The organism is Campylobacter sp. P091 (assembly GCF_002138935.1).
GTDB lineage: Bacteria > Campylobacterota > Campylobacteria > Campylobacterales > Campylobacteraceae > Campylobacter > Campylobacter devanensis.
Genome location: NZ_MJKZ01000002.1, coordinates 209404 through 225176, shown reverse-complemented (window position 1 = coordinate 225176; position 15773 = coordinate 209404). Strand labels below are relative to the sequence as shown.

Here is a 15773-nt window from a genome sequence, read left to right as displayed (position 1 = left end):
TTTTTGATAATTTTTTGAAAATTTTATCAAATTTAAATTTTAATAATGTATAATTGCCCTTTATTTTTTACTAAAAGGAAGAAGATTATGGCAATAACAGTTTATTACGATAAAGATTGTGATTTAAGCCTAATTAGATCTAAAAAAGTCGCAATGATAGGCTTTGGTTCTCAAGGTCACGCCCATGCTGAAAATTTAAGAGATAGTGGCGTAGAGGTTATCATAGGATTAAATCCAAATGGCAAAAGTTGGGCAAAGGCCGAGGCTAAGGGCTTTAAAGTTATGAGCGTAAGTGAAGCGACAAAAGCAGCTGATGTTGTGATGATACTGACTCCTGATGAATTACAAGCTGATATATTTAAAGCTGAGATTGAGCCAAATTTAAAAAGCGGTAGCGCAATCGCTTTTGGCCATGGATTTAATATCCATTATGGTCAAATCGTCCCACCAAAGGGAATTGATTGTATCATGATAGCACCAAAAGCCCCAGGCCACACTGTGAGAAATGAATTTGTAAATGGCGGCGGTATCCCAGATCTAATAGCAGTAGCGCAAGACGCATCAGGCAAGGCTAAGGATATAGCATTAAGCTATGCTAGCGCTATTGGTGGTGGTAGAACTGGTATTATAGAAACTACTTTTAAAGCTGAGACTGAAACCGATCTATTTGGAGAGCAAGCTGTATTGTGTGGCGGACTTTGTGCGCTTATAAATGCTGGATTTGAGACCTTAGTAGAGGCTGGATATGAGCCTGAAATGGCATATTTTGAGTGCTTACATGAGATGAAATTAATCGTAGATCTAATCTACCAAGGTGGTATGGCTGATATGAGATATTCTATCTCTAATACTGCTGAATTTGGGGATTATGTAAGCGGCAGACGAGTAGTAGATGAGAGATCAAAAGCAGCTATGAAAGAGATCTTAAAAGAGATCCAAGATGGTACATTCGCTAAAAACTTTATCTTAGAAAGAAAAGCTGGTTATACTAAGATGAATGCTGAACGCAAATTAAGCGATGAAAGCTTACTAAATAAAACTGGCGAAAAATTAAGAGCTATGATGCCTTGGATCAATAAAGGTAAATTAGTAAATAAAGATAAAAATTAATTGGAACAAGATAAAAAAAATAGCGCCCAAAGAAGTAGGGCGCTTTTATATGTTGGTATTTTGCTCTGCATTTTAGTAGTTGCTATGGCTATTTATACAATTGCTAGTAACTATAAAAATCCTTCTAAAGCTCATAATCAAACACATATAATAGAGAATATAGATAGATATTTTGAGAGTAGAAGACAGGATTTTACCATATTTGATGTACCTAGAAATTTAGAGCTAAATATCACTGATGAAGTTAAAATACAAATGTTGCCAACTCCAAATTTTACTAAGTTAGATGGCGATGAATTTGATGGTGAATTTGTTGAGATTAAAAGAGTTGATGAAGTAATTAATAATGATACTAATTCAACAATAAATAATAGTAAAGATCTAAATTCTACTCTAAATTTAAAAGCAAATCCAAGTCAAAAATTAGCCATAAATTCTAGTGAAAATACGAACATAAAACCAAAGCCAACTAATAAACCAAAATCTAATAAACCAAAATTGGCTATAATAATTGATGATATCTCTACATTTTATCATGCTAAAAAGATTAAATCACTAAATTTAAATATCACACCATCAATTTTTCCACCGAATGATAACTATCCAAATAGCGCAAGAGTAGCTAGGGAATTTGAGTTTTATATGATACATTTGCCACTTGAAGCTATGAATTATCAAGCGCAAGAGAAAAATACTCTAAAAGTAGGCGATAGCAGTGCTAAAATAGAGTCTGAAATTAGTAAAATTAGATCAAATTTTCCAAAGGCAATATATATAAATAACCACACAGGAAGCAAATTTACAAGCGATTATGACTCTTTAAAAAAGCTCTTTATAGCCTTTAAAAAACACAATATGATATTTATAGATAGCTACACGACTAAAGATTCTAAGGCTAAGATTTTAAGCAGTGAGTTTGGGAATAAATATTTAAAAAGAGATGTTTTTATAGATAATACCAAAGATGAAAAAGCTATAATAAATAAGCTAAAAGAGGCTATAAAAATAGCTCAAAAAAGTGGCTTTGCTATAGCGATTGGACATCCATATGAGCAGACTTTTAAGGCTTTAAAGAGCTTTAAAAGTGAGTTAGAGAGCCAAGTTGATATAATATTTTTAAGAGATTTGTATGAAATTTATAACTGACTTTAATCTAAACTCAAATTTCAAAAACCCACCACAAAAGCTATATTATAAAGGAAATTTAGAGTTATTAAATTCGCCAAAAGTAGCAATTGTCGGCTCAAGAAAATGCTCATCTTATACCAAAAATATGACCCTAAATCTTGCTTCAACGCTCAAAAAATATGGAGTTTGTGTAGTTAGCGGTGCGGCAATTGGCGTAGATATCCATGCTCACACTGGTGCGTATCCGCATACAATTGCGGTTTTTGGTAATGGATTAGATCAAATTTATCCATTACAAAATGCCAAAATGATAAAAGATATCTATCAAAACTCATTAGCATTAAGCTCATATGAGCCAGGCATCGTAGCAAAGGGGTGGCAATTTTTGGAGCGAAATTTAATCACAGTAGCCATAAGCGACGCAGTTGTAGTAGCTCAAGCCGATATTAAAAGTGGCTCTATGAGTAGTGCTAAGGCGGCTATTAAATTTGGAATTCCGCTCTATGTATTGCCTCAAAGACTTGGTGAGAGTAGTGGGACTAATGAGTTATTAGCAAGTGGCAAAGCGCAGATTATTACTGATTTTGATAAATTTGCTATGAAATTTGGGCTGAGAAATTATGATCAAAATAGCGATGAGATCATTGAGTTTATCAAACAAAATCCAAATTTTGATGAGTGTTATTCTAAATTTGGAGATATTATCTATGATTATGAGCTAGATGGCAAAATTGCTATTGATGGAATTTATGTGAGAATTTTATGATAGTTGGGGTTGATATAGGACTTAAAAGAATTGGCATAGCTATAAGCCCAGATGGCAAAATCACTATCCCAACCACACCAATCTTGCGTAAAAATCGCAATCAAGCCGCAAGAGATCTTAGTAATATGCTAAGGGATAATGGAGCCAAAATTTTGGTTGTAGGCTTGCCAAAGGGTGGTAGCTGCCAAGATGAGATGGAGCGTAGGATTACTCACTTTATATCTCTTTTAAATTTCGATGGAGAGATACATTATCAAGATGAATCTTATAGTAGCGTTGAAGCTAGCGAGCTAGTAAGAGATAGGCGAGATGGCAAATTCGATAGCGTAGCGGCGATGATAATTTTGGAGAGATTTTTAAAAAGATGAATTTCAAAGATTATCTAAAATCTAGTTTAAATAAGGCTGATTTTCAAAGGGTTTGGGATAGCTTTTTTGAGCCTAAAAGCGTTGGGTTTTATCTAAATTTATTGAAATTTGATAGGGATTATATTATCTCAAATTTAGATGATTTAGGGGTTGAATTTAGGGAGATTTTGCCAAATTTTTATCTATGTAGGGCTGAATTTAAAGAGATTTTGACTCACTCTGAGTTATTTAATAAAGGAGCGATATATATCCAAAATCCAAGTAGCTATCTAGCAGTTTTAGCTCTAAATCCAGCTAAAAATGATATCGTTTTAGATATGTGCGCTAGTCCAGGTGGAAAGAGCATTGCGCTAGCAAATATGATGGGATATGGGGCGGATTTGGCGGTGATGGAGAGTGATAGCAAGAGATTTTATACCTTAAAAGCAAATTTAAATAAATATGGTTGTGAGTGGGTGAGAACCTACAATAAAGACGCAAGGAGTATTTCAAGGAGCTGTGTGGGTAGATTTGATAAGATTTTGCTTGATGCGCCATGCTCTAGCTACTCTCATTTTGGTGATGAATTTGTAGAAAAAACAGCCAAAGAGATAAAATCTCTCTCAAAGCTACAAAAACAGCTTTTAAACTCAGCGTTAAGTGCTTTAAAGCCAGGCGGGTGCGTGGTTTATAGCACTTGTACACTCTTTGAGTGCGAGAATGAAGAGGTGATTCAAAATGCTTTGGGATCTAAATTTGATATTAGTATCCAGCCTATTAGCTTTGGTTTAAAAAGCGAGATTGTGAGTGAATTTGGGCTTAGGATTTTGCCAGATTGTGATATGGACGCATTTTTCTTAGCTAAAATTGTGAAAAATAATTAAATTTTTTAATATAACCAAAGTAGCGAATTTGGCTAATTTTTAGCAACAAAATTGTATAATTGGCAGAATTTTTCTAAAATTTTTGGAGATAGAGTGGATTATATTTTAAAGATTGATTGTAATGATGAAAAAGGGCTTATATTAAGAGTTAGCGAGATTGTATTTAAGCATGGATTAAACTATGTTAGCACTAGTGAGTTTGTAGATCATGAAAATAGTAGATTCTATATGCGTGCGGTGGTTGTAGGGCAGGTAAATACAATTGAGTTTCAAAACACTCTAAGTGCCTATTTGCCAAGTGATAGTGTAATATTTTTTGAATCCATAAAGAAAAAAGATATAGTGATTCTAGCAACAAAAGAGAATCACTGCTTGGGAGATCTGCTTATTAAACATAGTAGCAAGGATCTAAACGCAAATATCTTAGCTATCATAGCCAATCACGATACCTTGCGTCCATTGAGTGATAAATTTGATATTCCATTTACCTGTATTAGTGCTGATGGATTAGATAGGGTTGAGCATGAAAAATTGGTCTTAAAAGAGTTAGAAAAATATAAATTTGATTATATGGTTTTGGCAAAATATATGAGAATTTTAAGCCCTGATTTTGTCAAGCGATATCCAAAAAAGATTATCAATATCCATCACTCATTTTTGCCAGCTTTTATAGGGGCAAATCCGTATAAACAAGCTTATGAGCGTGGTGTGAAGATTATTGGAGCTACAGCGCATTTTGTTACTGATGATTTGGATGAAGGGCCAATCATCACGCAAGATGTAATAAGAGTAAATCACGAGATGAATTGGAAAGATATGCAAAAAGCTGGTCGAGATGTCGAAAAAGTGGTGCTTAGCAATGCTTTGGATCTAGTTTTTGATGAGAGAGTTTTTGTTTATGATAATAAAACGGTGATATTTTAATGTTTAATATCGTGCTTGTAAATCCTAAAATTCACACAAATACTGGAAGTATCGGTAGAATGTGTGTTAATTGTGGAGCTAAATTACACTTAGTTAAGCCTTTGGGATTTGAGATTGATGATAAGTATTTAAGGCGTGCGGGGCTAGATTATTGGGCGAGATTAAATCCTGTGATTTGGGAGAGTTTGGATAGTTTTTTAGAAGCAAATTTGGAATTTAAAGATAGATTTTTCTTTGCAACTACTAAGTGTAATAAGCTATATTTTGAAGCTGAGTTTAAGCCGGGGGATTATCTATTTTTTGGTGGTGAGGATTGTGGATTGCCACTTGATTTAATGCGATTAAATAGAGATAATTGTATCACTATACCTATGACTAGTCAAGGTAGGAGCTTGAATTTAGCCACTAGCGTTGGGATTATTACCTATGAGGCTATCCGCCAAAATATAGATAAATTTGATTTTAGGGATATGGTATGCGAATTTTAATCTCTATTATTTTGTTTTTTGGGGTGCTTTTTTCATCAGAATTAAAGATCGCTACATATAATGTCGAAAATCTCTTTGATGATAGGATTAGTGGTAGTGAATATAGCGATTTTAAATCTAATAGATGGAACGAGGCAAAATATCAGCAAAAACTACAAAAAATCGCTAGAGTTTTAAAGCATTTAGATGCCGATGTGGTGGCATTAAATGAGATTGAAAATCAAAATGTAATGAAGGCGCTAGCCGATTTGAGCGGATATAGATATTATAAATTTGCTACTACAAAGGGTGCGCCAGTTGGGCTTGGGCTGCTTAGTAGATATAAGATTAGTGATAGTAGAGTCTATCTTGTGCCAAATGTCAAAACTAGGCCGATTTTGATGAGTAGGGTGGAATTTGATGGTTATGATATTGAGTTTTTTGTAGCTCACTTCCCAGCGGCTAAAAATCCACTTAAAAGCAGAATCGCCGCCGCTGATACAATGAAAAGAGCTATTAAAAATAGCCAAAATGGGGTGATTTTAGGCGATTTAAATAGCAATTATGGATATAAATTTTTGCTTAATGATCTTGATGGATGGACGAATTTATGGGAGTTTATCCCTACTAGTCAAAGAAGTAGCTATAAAAATGGTAAAAGCGCAATTGATCATATAATATTAAGTAGGGATTTGATGAGTGGAAATTTGAGTTATAAAGATGGAAGTTTTGGTATTTTCAAAGCAAATTTTATGGATGATAGTTACTCTGATCACTACCCTATATATGCTACGATAACTACGCAAAATAGCTCTAAAGAGTTGCCAACTCTATCAATTAATGAACTTAAATCATCTAATCAAAGAGCCAAGATATCAGGCGTGGTGATATATAAGGATAAAAATGGATATATATTAGCTGATGAGAGTCGGCGTGGAATTTATATCTACGAGAAAAATCCATCTCTTGGTATTGGTATGAGAGTTAATGCGGTGGCAAATAAGATTGAAGATTATAAGGGTAATATGCAAATTAGTAGTATCTCTTATGTAAGCTTAGATAGCGATTTTAAGGGCGATGAGAGTAGCTATATGATGGATATAAATGATATAGATATGGCTACAAGCGGCGATGTGATTGGGGATATTGTCTTAGATATTAAGGGTGGATTTGCTAATATTTCTAATACTAAATTTAAAATTTACTCACCAAATAGGGCGATAAAAGATGGTAAAATCTCCATTAAAAAGGCTATTGTGTGGAGTTATAAGGGACAAAAGGAGTTGATAATTGAGTGAATTTTTGACTTTTATGGGTTGGGTTGTTGTTGTGTTTATTATTTTTGTCCTTGTCGTTGGGTTTAATCGTCAAATGATGGAGAAAAATAGAATTAGAGATGAGATAACAGCTGCTAGAAAAGCCGCTAAGGATAAAAAGCAAAAAATAGATATAGGTGGAGATAGCAATGAAAATGTTAATTGAGATTGGAGTAGAAGAGCTTCCTGCGATACCTTTTTTAAAAGAGCTTAATAATATTGAGCCAAAATTTAAATCTGCATTAGATGAGTATAATATTAAGTGTGATTTTAGGCTTGATTATACCCCTAGAAGAGTTGTATTGCATGGTGATATGGATGAATTCGCTGGTGATAAGGTGGTTGAGAGTATCGGCGCACCAAAGCATGTGGCGCTAGGTAGTGATCATAATTGGTCTGCAGCGGCGATAGGATTTGCCAAAAAGTGTGGCATAAGCTTAGATGAGCTGAAATTTGAAAATATCAATGGCAAAGAGGTTTTGTATCATAAGAGCGTGATTAAGGGGGATTTGAGTAAAAATCTGCTTGATAAGGTTATAAATAAGTTTATATCATCTTTAAATTTCGGTAAATCTATGAGATGGGGAGATGGCAAGTATGAGTTTATCCGTCCGATTAGATCTATTGTAGCGGTTTTGGATGATGAATTAGTGGATATGGAGATTTATGGTGTGAAGTCGCAAATGGCCTTTTATCCACATAGAAATTACGGCTATGAGATGGTGAAATTCGCTACTATAGATGAGTATTATAGTGCTTTAGAGCGTAATGGGATTATCCTTGATGCTAATAAAAGGCGAGAAAAAATCCTAAATGAATTTAAGCAAATTGAGCAAAATAGTGGTTTGAAAATCGAGTTAGATGAGGATTTATTAGATGAAGTTGTGGCTATTACTGAGATGCCTACTGCGCTTATGGGTGGCTTTGAAAAAGAGTTTTTAGAAGTGCCTAGTGAGGTTATAGTAACTTCAATGAAAGAAAATCAACGATACTTCCCACTAAGAGATCAAAATGGCAAATTAAGCAATCATTTTGTGGTAGTTAGCAATGCTATTAGTAGTGATTCGAATTTGATAATCAAAGGCAATGAAAAGGTGCTAAGAGCCAGGCTAAGTGATGCTAAGTTCTTTTGGGAGAGCGATCTAGCTAGTGAGTTTAGCTCAGCGAAATTAAAAAATATCACCTATTTAGCCGGTCTTGGCTCAATGTATGATAAAGAGATTAGGGAGCGCCAGATTGCTAGGGAGCTAGCTAAAATCTATGAAAAAGAGCTAAAAGATGAATTTGGTGGTGAGTTTATAGATGAGCTTGATAGGGCTGTTATGCTTAGCAAGGCTGATCTTGCTACCTCGATGGTATATGAATTTACAGATTTACAAGGGATTATGGGGAGTTATTACGCTAAACATAGAAAAGAAAATCACTTTGTAATTGAAGCGATCAAAGAGCAATACCTGCCTAATAAAGAGGGTAGCGAGTGTCCGAAAAGCTACTTTTCTAGCGTGGTGGCACTATCATCTAAGCTTGATACGCTAATGGGGTTATTTAGTATAAATAAAATCCCAACAGGCAATAAAGACCCATACGCTCTAAGGCGAGCTGCAGCTGGGGTTATACGGATTGTTTTGAATTTAAATATAGAGTTTGATATCAAAAAAATTCTATCTCTAATAGCTCAAAATTATGCTAAATTCGATTTGGGTAGTTTGGAGATATTTATAACTGATAGATTATACACTATGTATAATGCCAATCCATCTGTGATAAAAGCGTGTCTAGATAGTGGTGTAAGGGATATCAAAAGGCTAAATCTAGCTATAATTGCCTTAGATGAGATAAGCAAAGATAGCGAATTTAAAGAGAATTTCTCCACATTCAAACGCCTAGCAAATATAATCAAAGATAGCAAGATTGATAGTGTAGATGAGAGCTTAATGGAGCATGAGAGCGAAAGAGCATTGTATAATAAATTTAACTCATTAAAATTAGATATCAATGATACAAAGGGATATTTGCTATCGTTATTTGATCTAAAACCTTATATTGATAGCTATTTTGATAATGTAATGATAAATAGCGATGATCCAAAGATCAAATCTAATCGCATATCCATAATTGGGCAAATTTATCAAGCATTTTTAAAAGTCGCTGATATAAAAGAGATAACTATATAATCATTAGAGTGCTTTAAAGGCACTCTTGGATTGAAAAATTGGATTAAGAAGGGTTAAAAGATACCAGCGAAGAGCAGTTTGGAGTCTAGGTGATACTCGATTGCTATCTTATTTTCGCCTCTATAATTTTTCAAATAATTGGCTATTTTGTTTGAAATTTCATCAAATTTAACTCTATTAATCTCTTTTTTTCCACTCATAATTAATTTAAAATTATTGCTATTAGAATCTATTTTTACACTATGTAAAATATCGTTATATCCAAGCATAATATCTTTTTGATTATGCTCATCAGCTCCCATAAAATCAACATCTATACTATATGTAGATAGAGGTATATTTAGTCCAGTAGGCTCACTATTTTTTTGTGCATAGCTACCAAGCGATAATAAGCATGGCAAAAGTAGATATAAAATTCTCATACAAACTCCAAAAAATTATCCTAGATTTTATCATAAAATGCATTATTTAAATATAAATTTCAAAGTTAAATTAAGGAATTTTAGGTATTATTGCGAAAATTTTTTCAAGGAGATATAGTGAGTTTTGATGAATTAGAGCTAGAAGCTATTATACAAGAGGTTTTAGAAGAGTGTGGAGAGTTTGAGAATTTAGATGATGAGGAGCTTTATGAGCTTATTGAAAAGATCAAAGAATTAACAGATGGCGATACCGAAGAGGCTTATGAGCAGCTAAATGGGTATTCACCAATTAGTAGAAAAAGATTCTTATCTCTATACTCTGTTTGATTATGCGAGTAGTTTTAGCTCTTTTGATATTTGCTATTTTTAGCTGGGCTGAGGATGCTTTTAATGGTAGTGTGGAGATTTTTAGCATTGATTCTAATTACGCTGGTGAGCTAAAAATTAATGATAAAACCATAGCTTGGCTAGATCATCCTACGCAAGATGGGGTAAAGATAGCCATTATCCCTATTGGATACTATGCTAAAAATGATATTAATATCACAAATAGTCTAAATAACCAAAGTAATTTAACAATATTAAAAGTTAAGCAAAAAAACTATAAAAAAGAGAGTATCACAGTAGCCCCCGCAAAGGCTAATCCACCAAAAAGTGTGACGAATCGCATAGAAAAAGAGAGAAAAGAGGCAATTGAGATATATAAGACTTCTAGCCCAAATTTGCTAGTTAATAGCGAATTTGTATCGCCTATGAGTAGCTTTATCACTAGTGAATATGGAAATGCTAGAGTATTTAATGGTAGTATTAAAAGCTATCATGGTGGCGTTGATTATAGGGCGGCGATAGGGCAAAAGGTGGTGAGTGCTAATGATGGGATAGTAAGAATCGCTAAAGATAGATATTATGCTGGAAAGAGTGTTGTAATTGACCATGGTGGTGGTATTTATACACAATATTATCACTTGGATAGGATAGATGTCAAAGTTGGCCAAAAGGTTGTTAAAGGTGAGAAAATCGGCTTAAGCGGTGCGAGCGGTAGGGTGAGTGGACCACATTTGCACTTTGGGATTATAGTGCGAAATACTCAAGTTGATCCATTGATTTTTATAGAAAAATTCAACTCAATTTTTTAAATTCACATTTTTTAAACAAAAGCTATATATAATTTCACTATATTTTATATAGAAAGGATTTAAAATGAAAAAGATTTTAAGTATAGCTTTAGCGGCTATGGTAAGTAGTAGTGTGGCATTTGGTGCTGATAGTGCGACTAGTTTAAGCAAAGAGATGTTTGAGTTTAAAAAAGAGGCTAGTAAGGAGTATTATAAAATTCAAAAAGGTTGCGAGCAAATTCATGATAAAATAGCTAAAGCAACTCAAAATATGGATTCTAAACAAAAAGAGGAATTCTATAAAGAATTTAGATATCAAATGCGTCAAAATATGGCCAAACTAGGTAAAGATGAGCAGTTTTATAATGGAATTTGTGGTCCGCATATAAGAGGTTTAAAAGCAAATAATCGCCCTGATCGCCCAGGTAAATTTGCGCCTAATTGTCCAAATGGCATAAATCCAGATTGTCCAATGAGATGAGTAGCAAAATACTTCTAATAGAAGATGAGCCTATGCTTTGTGAGATGGTTAGTGATTATCTTATGGAGCAGGGCTTTGAAGTTGTAAGTAGTGATAGCTATGAAGATGGCTTGAGTTTAGCATATGAGGGTAAATTTGATATTTTTATCTTTGATGTTAAGATTATAGGCGGTAATGGCTTTGATCTACTTAATGAGCTTAGAGGCTCTGGGATCAATACTCCTTGTATCTATATCACCTCATTAAATGATATAAATGATCTAGTTAAGGGCTTTAAGAGTGGTTGTGATGACTATATCAAAAAGCCTTTTGAGTTAGCTGAATTACATCTAAGAGTAGATAATATCCTAAAACGCAAATTTAGTCACTTAAGTAGTGATAACTATGTAGAAATCTCTCCAAATATAAAGTTTGATATAATACAAAAGAGATTAATCAAAGATAATGCTATAGTCCAAATAGCCAAAAAAGAGGCTGATTTGTTGGTTTTGTTTTTAAAAAATCGTGGCAAAATTTTAAGCAGAGATGAGATATATATGAATTTATGGGATTATGGTCAGGTGCCAAGTGAGCTAAGTCTAAGAGTATATATCAGAAATTTGCGTAAAATAATTGGCGAAGAAAAGATAATCTCACATCCAAAAATAGGCTATGAATATGTATAGCAAAAAGTATATTTTGCCAATATTTTTGCTATATACTCTTTCTAGTATGATATTTTTAATCGGATTTGCCACTATGTATTATAAAGAGGCGAAATTCGATATAATCAAACGAGATAAGATCCGCTTAGAGGCATTTGCTAAAGAGCTTGAGTATATACTTCGCTTAAATAATAATATAGATAATATTATGAAATTAAAATCTTTTTATCCAATTAATTTTTACAATATCAAAACAGGTAAATATATCTATAAAAGCTTTGATACACCGAAATTTAAAGGCAAATTTTATGAAGGTTTAGATGCTTTGTATATGAGAGAGAATATCCACTCAAAAAGGCGAGCAATAGAGCTATTTGTAGAGTTAAAAAGCGAAGATACTATTAAGGATATAAATCAGCTTTTTTGGCGTGTGTGGCTTATAGCTGGGGCGGTTTTTATTTTAGTTGGGCTTATTGCTTTTGTTTTGGTTAAGCTTGCGTATTTGCCACTTTTGGCTCAGATTAGAGCGCTTAATAACTTTATCACAGATACTACGCATGAGATTAATACTCCTTTGAGCGTGATACTTATGAGTAGTGAGATGTTTGATAAAAATCCGCCAAAATATTTAGAAAATATCAAAATAGCAGCCAAAACTCTAAGTGGAATTTATAATGATTTGGCTTTGAATTTAAAGAATAATCCAAATGTTATTAGTAAATTTAATATCCAAACTCTGCTTGAGAGTCGCATTAAGCTATTTGAGCTTTCAGCTAATTCAAAGGGGCTTAAATTTGAGATTAATTCTAACTCTTTTGAGCTATCTAGCGATATACAAAAAGTTGGTAAAATATTAGATAATCTCATATCAAATGCGATAAAATATAGTAGTAAAAATTCTAAAATTATTATCAATTTAGACCAAAATAGCTTTGAGATAATCAACTTTGGAGCTACTATCTCTAAGGAGAATATAGACAAAATCTATGATAAATTCAGCCGTTTTGATACGCAAAATGGCGGCTTTGGGATTGGGCTTAGCTTGGTTAAGCGATATTGTGATGAGCTTGGTCTTAGTATCGAGTGTGAAAGCGGTGATAATCAAACTAAATTTAGAGTTATTTTAAGAGATTTTAAAGATAGATAATTGGCATGGAGAGTCTCTCCATGCGATTTTAATATAAAATTAAATGTGCTTTTTGTGAGCCATGAACGCCAAAAACGGTTATAAGCTCTATATCAGCTGTCCTAGATGGCCCAGCGATAAATAAAATATTACTTGGTAATTTGCCGTTTTGATCGACTTTTAGGGCGTTTAGAGCACTTACTAGTGAGTTTTTGACTCTATCTTTTTTAAGTAAAACTATACAAAGATTTGGCGCTAGGCTTAGCATTCTAGGTTGAGCTTGGCTAGATTTTAGCAATGCTACACCATGAGAGCTGACGCCATATTCGGCATGAACTATAGAGAACTCACTATGAAATACATCGCTTCTTAGCTCTTCTATAGGCTTATCGAAGCAGATTTTTTGATCAGCTTTAATCTTATCTAAATTTAAATTCAACCCACTTCCATAGATCATTTTTTTGTATCCATAGCTAGCTACAATCTCATTTATCGTATCTTCTAGAGCTGATGGCTCGCATTCATGGACGATATATTTGTTATCGCTCATTTTTTGCTTCATTTCAGCAAGAGCATTATCAGTAGTTTGGATATGTTCTACTGGATCTATGCTAGGAGTGGATTCATGGCCTGTGATTTTGTAGCTATCTTTTAAGCGAGAAAGAATCATCTCTTTGGATTTAGCTGAAATTTCATCTATTCTATTCATAGCGAACTCCTTCCATATTTTCAAGCTCTTTATATAGATCTTTTTTAATCTGTGGTAGCTCTTTGTATTGGCTCCAGCTTTTTATAACTGGGATTGAGTTTTGGAACTTATGTAAAACTGAGTTAAATAGATGAGTTTTACTAAGGCTAAATCTCCATAAAGCACCATTTGTAGCGATCTTAGCAAACTGCTTCATCGCAAATGATTCGGCTCTATTTTTATGGCTATTTTGCGTGCTAAGTGGTGGATTTTTGCCTTGGCCAACTTTATTTGCTCTTAGCTTTCTAATTAGATCAGCTAGTGGGATTCTAACAGGGCAAACCTCGCTACATCTACCACAAAGCGAACAAAATGTAAGTATATCACCGGTTGCTTCCATACCAAATATATTTGGACTAATAACCTCGCCAATAGGCCCAGGATAGATAGTTTGGTAGCTATGGCCGCCGATTTTGTCATATACAGGGCAGAAATTCATACACGCCCCACATCTAATACATCTAAGAGCCTCATAGTAGTCATGATGAGCTAGCATATCACTTCTGTGATGATCAAATAGTATCAAATGAACCTCTTTTGGCCCATCAAATTCATCATTTCTTGGGGCTGTGATTATGTTGTTATATGTAGGGATGAATTGTCCTGTGGCTGATGGTGTGAGTAGATGAACCATAGTAGCAGCATCTTCAAAGCTCTCCATAACCTTCTCAATCCCACAAAGTGCAACATGAATTTTAGGAGCGGTAGTACACATTCTACCATTTCCTTCATTTTCAATTAACCAAAATGCGCCCTCTTTAGACATAGCGAAATTTACACCACTAAGCCCCATCTCTAAGCCTTCAAACTGATCTCTTAAATGTTTTCTAGCTATTTGATTTAGCTTTTCTGGCTCGCTTTCTAAATTTGAGTCTAATTTTTCTTGAAAAATTTTGCCTATTTCATTGCGATTTTTATGGATTGCTGGGACGACTATATGGACTGGTGCTTCATCGTTTAATTGTATTATTAGCTCACCAAGGTCAGTCTCAACAGCATTTAATCCCTTATTAGCTAGATAGTGATTAAGGCCTACCTCTTCACTAGCCATAGATTTGCCTTTTAATATCTTTTTGATATTATTTTGGCGCATTAACTCATATATTATCTCACAAGCATCAGTAGCTGAGCTAGCCCAATGGACTTTAATGCCATTTTTTGTGGCGTTTTTTTCGAATTCAATTAGTCTATCGCTAAGAGACATTAGGGCGTTATTTTTAGCTTTTTTAGCCTTATCTCTTAATCCTTGCCAATTATTGAATTTCGCATTTATCACATTTAGGCGGTTTTTTTGTAAGGTGTGCATAGCGATTGTGAGATTTTGTCTTAATTGAGTATCGCCAAGTTTGATTTTTACGATTTGTTCGTGTGGCATTTTTTTACTCATAGGGATACTCCTTCTAAGCGTTTAATCAAGAAATCATATAGATGAAGACATTTGATATCTACGCCATTTCGTTTCATTGTGCCTGCAATGTTTAATAAGCAACCACCATCGCCACTTATTAAGTAGCTAGCACCTGTATTTTTGATATCTTCTATTTTGGCTAGTGCCATTGCGTTTGAGATATCGCTCTCTTTGATTGAGAATGTCCCACCAAAACCGCAGCACTCCTCTTCATGTTCAAGCTCAATTAACTCTACATTTGATAGTTTGCGGATTAAATTTTTGCTAGATTCTACGCTTTTAGCTACTCTTAAAGCGTGGCAATTAGAGTGCCATGCGACTTTGATTTTATCGCCTTTATCTTGGTAATCTACTTTTAGAATTTCATCTAAGTATTGACTTAGATCATATACTCTAGCGGCGAATTTTTGAACCTTGTCAAATTCGCTACTGCCTTCAAAAAGCTCTAAATAATCATGCCCCATCATACCAGCGCAAGAGCCACTAGGGACGATAATCGGGATATCTTCATCAAATAAATTTATATTATGCATAGCTACAGCTCTACTCTCATCAAAATATCCGCTATTAAAAGATGGTTGAGAGCAACAGGTTTGATTTTTTTTGAAAATCACTTCCACGCCCTGGCGGCGTAGAAGTTTAATAGCATTTAAAACGCTATCTTGCATAGCAGCACTACCAAGGCAAGTAGCGAAAAAATATACTTTTCTCAT

The 15773-nt window shown here is 34.0% G+C and carries 18 protein-coding genes and 1 pseudogene; 15 read left to right on the top strand and 4 right to left on the bottom strand.

What is annotated here, in order from left to right; genetic code table 11:
• Positions 1–87 precede the first annotated feature (87 nt).
• The 10 genes and pseudogenes from ilvC to glyS all read left to right on the top strand — a co-directional run bounded on the left by ilvC (position 88) and on the right by glyS (position 9116).
• Complete coding sequence (gene ilvC, locus CIGNP91_RS03080) at positions 88–1110, top strand: ketol-acid reductoisomerase (RefSeq protein ID WP_086224387.1); 1023 nt, start codon at positions 88–90, stop codon at positions 1108–1110.
• Positions 1111–2256 carry a divergent polysaccharide deacetylase family protein gene (locus CIGNP91_RS03075; protein ID WP_086253351.1) on the top strand — a complete coding sequence of 382 codons (1146 nt, stop codon included), beginning with the start codon at positions 1111–1113 and terminating at the stop codon, positions 2254–2256.
• Positions 2240–3004 (top strand): DNA-processing protein DprA, encoded by a 765-nt coding sequence (locus tag CIGNP91_RS03070; protein WP_086235282.1) that lies wholly within the window; start codon positions 2240–2242, stop codon positions 3002–3004. Before CIGNP91_RS03075 ends, CIGNP91_RS03070 begins: the two co-directional genes overlap by 17 nt.
• A complete protein-coding gene (gene ruvX, locus CIGNP91_RS03065; protein WP_086253350.1) occupies positions 3001–3372 on the top strand; it encodes a Holliday junction resolvase RuvX in 372 nt (123 codons plus the stop codon). The genes CIGNP91_RS03070 and ruvX overlap by 4 nt, the downstream gene beginning before the upstream one ends.
• Entirely contained in the window at positions 3369–4235 is an 867-nt protein-coding gene (locus tag CIGNP91_RS03060; protein ID WP_086253349.1) for an RsmB/NOP family class I SAM-dependent RNA methyltransferase, read from the top strand. Before ruvX ends, CIGNP91_RS03060 begins: the two co-directional genes overlap by 4 nt.
• A 93-nt stretch (positions 4236–4328) precedes the next feature.
• Positions 4329–5159, top strand: a complete 831-nt coding sequence (purU, locus tag CIGNP91_RS03055; RefSeq protein ID WP_086253348.1) for a formyltetrahydrofolate deformylase — start codon at positions 4329–4331, stop codon at positions 5157–5159.
• Positions 5159–5647 (top strand): tRNA (cytidine(34)-2'-O)-methyltransferase, encoded by a 489-nt coding sequence (locus tag CIGNP91_RS03050; protein ID WP_086253347.1) that lies wholly within the window; start codon positions 5159–5161, stop codon positions 5645–5647. Before purU ends, CIGNP91_RS03050 begins: the two co-directional genes overlap by 1 nt.
• Positions 5635–6924 (top strand): endonuclease/exonuclease/phosphatase family protein, encoded by a 1290-nt coding sequence (locus CIGNP91_RS03045; RefSeq protein WP_086253346.1) that lies wholly within the window; start codon positions 5635–5637, stop codon positions 6922–6924. Before CIGNP91_RS03050 ends, CIGNP91_RS03045 begins: the two co-directional genes overlap by 13 nt.
• A gap of 13 nt (positions 6925–6937) precedes the next feature.
• A pseudogene (locus CIGNP91_RS08900) lies at positions 6938–7027 on the top strand (hypothetical protein); the annotation flags it as partial.
• A gap of 64 nt (positions 7028–7091) precedes the next feature.
• On the top strand, positions 7092–9116 hold the full coding sequence (gene glyS, locus CIGNP91_RS03035) for a glycine--tRNA ligase subunit beta (RefSeq protein WP_086253344.1): 2025 nt from the start codon (positions 7092–7094) through the stop codon (positions 9114–9116).
• 53 nt (positions 9117–9169) lie between these two features.
• Here the strand turns inward: glyS and CIGNP91_RS03030 are convergent, their stop codons facing one another.
• Positions 9170–9538 carry a hypothetical protein gene (locus CIGNP91_RS03030; RefSeq protein ID WP_086253343.1) on the bottom strand — a complete coding sequence of 123 codons (369 nt, stop codon included), beginning with the start codon at positions 9536–9538 and terminating at the stop codon, positions 9170–9172.
• A 117-nt stretch (positions 9539–9655) separates the two neighbouring features.
• Here CIGNP91_RS03030 and CIGNP91_RS03025 point away from each other — a divergent pair, with 117 nt between their 5' ends.
• The 5 genes from CIGNP91_RS03025 to CIGNP91_RS03005 all read left to right on the top strand — a co-directional run bounded on the left by CIGNP91_RS03025 (position 9656) and on the right by CIGNP91_RS03005 (position 12925).
• Complete coding sequence (locus CIGNP91_RS03025) at positions 9656–9865, top strand: hypothetical protein (protein ID WP_086224406.1); 210 nt, start codon at positions 9656–9658, stop codon at positions 9863–9865.
• A gap of 2 nt (positions 9866–9867) precedes the next feature.
• The gene (locus CIGNP91_RS03020; RefSeq protein ID WP_086253342.1) at positions 9868–10674 is read left to right on the top strand and encodes a M23 family metallopeptidase; all 807 of its coding nucleotides are present in this window, start codon (positions 9868–9870) and stop codon (positions 10672–10674) included.
• A gap of 64 nt (positions 10675–10738) precedes the next feature.
• Positions 10739–11134: a hypothetical protein gene (locus CIGNP91_RS03015; protein ID WP_086224409.1), complete on the top strand. Its 396-nt coding sequence runs from the start codon at positions 10739–10741 to the stop codon at positions 11132–11134.
• Entirely contained in the window at positions 11131–11799 is a 669-nt protein-coding gene (locus tag CIGNP91_RS03010) for a response regulator transcription factor (protein ID WP_086224411.1), read from the top strand. Before CIGNP91_RS03015 ends, CIGNP91_RS03010 begins: the two co-directional genes overlap by 4 nt.
• The gene (locus tag CIGNP91_RS03005) at positions 11792–12925 is read left to right on the top strand and encodes a sensor histidine kinase (RefSeq protein ID WP_086253341.1); all 1134 of its coding nucleotides are present in this window, start codon (positions 11792–11794) and stop codon (positions 12923–12925) included. The genes CIGNP91_RS03010 and CIGNP91_RS03005 overlap by 8 nt, the downstream gene beginning before the upstream one ends.
• Before the next feature lie 28 nt (positions 12926–12953).
• On the opposite strand, the gene CIGNP91_RS03000 is transcribed toward CIGNP91_RS03005, so the two are convergent.
• From CIGNP91_RS03000 to CIGNP91_RS02990, 3 genes are read right to left on the bottom strand one after another with little or no spacing between them, the layout of a single operon-like run.
• Positions 12954–13613 (bottom strand): LutC/YkgG family protein, encoded by a 660-nt coding sequence (locus tag CIGNP91_RS03000; protein WP_086234441.1) that lies wholly within the window; start codon positions 13611–13613, stop codon positions 12954–12956.
• Positions 13606–15039, bottom strand: coding sequence for a LutB/LldF family L-lactate oxidation iron-sulfur protein (locus tag CIGNP91_RS02995; RefSeq protein ID WP_086253340.1), 1434 nt, complete (start codon positions 15037–15039; stop codon positions 13606–13608). Before CIGNP91_RS02995 ends, CIGNP91_RS03000 begins: the two co-directional genes overlap by 8 nt.
• Complete coding sequence (locus tag CIGNP91_RS02990; protein ID WP_086227093.1) at positions 15036–15773, bottom strand: (Fe-S)-binding protein; 738 nt, start codon at positions 15771–15773, stop codon at positions 15036–15038. Before CIGNP91_RS02990 ends, CIGNP91_RS02995 begins: the two co-directional genes overlap by 4 nt.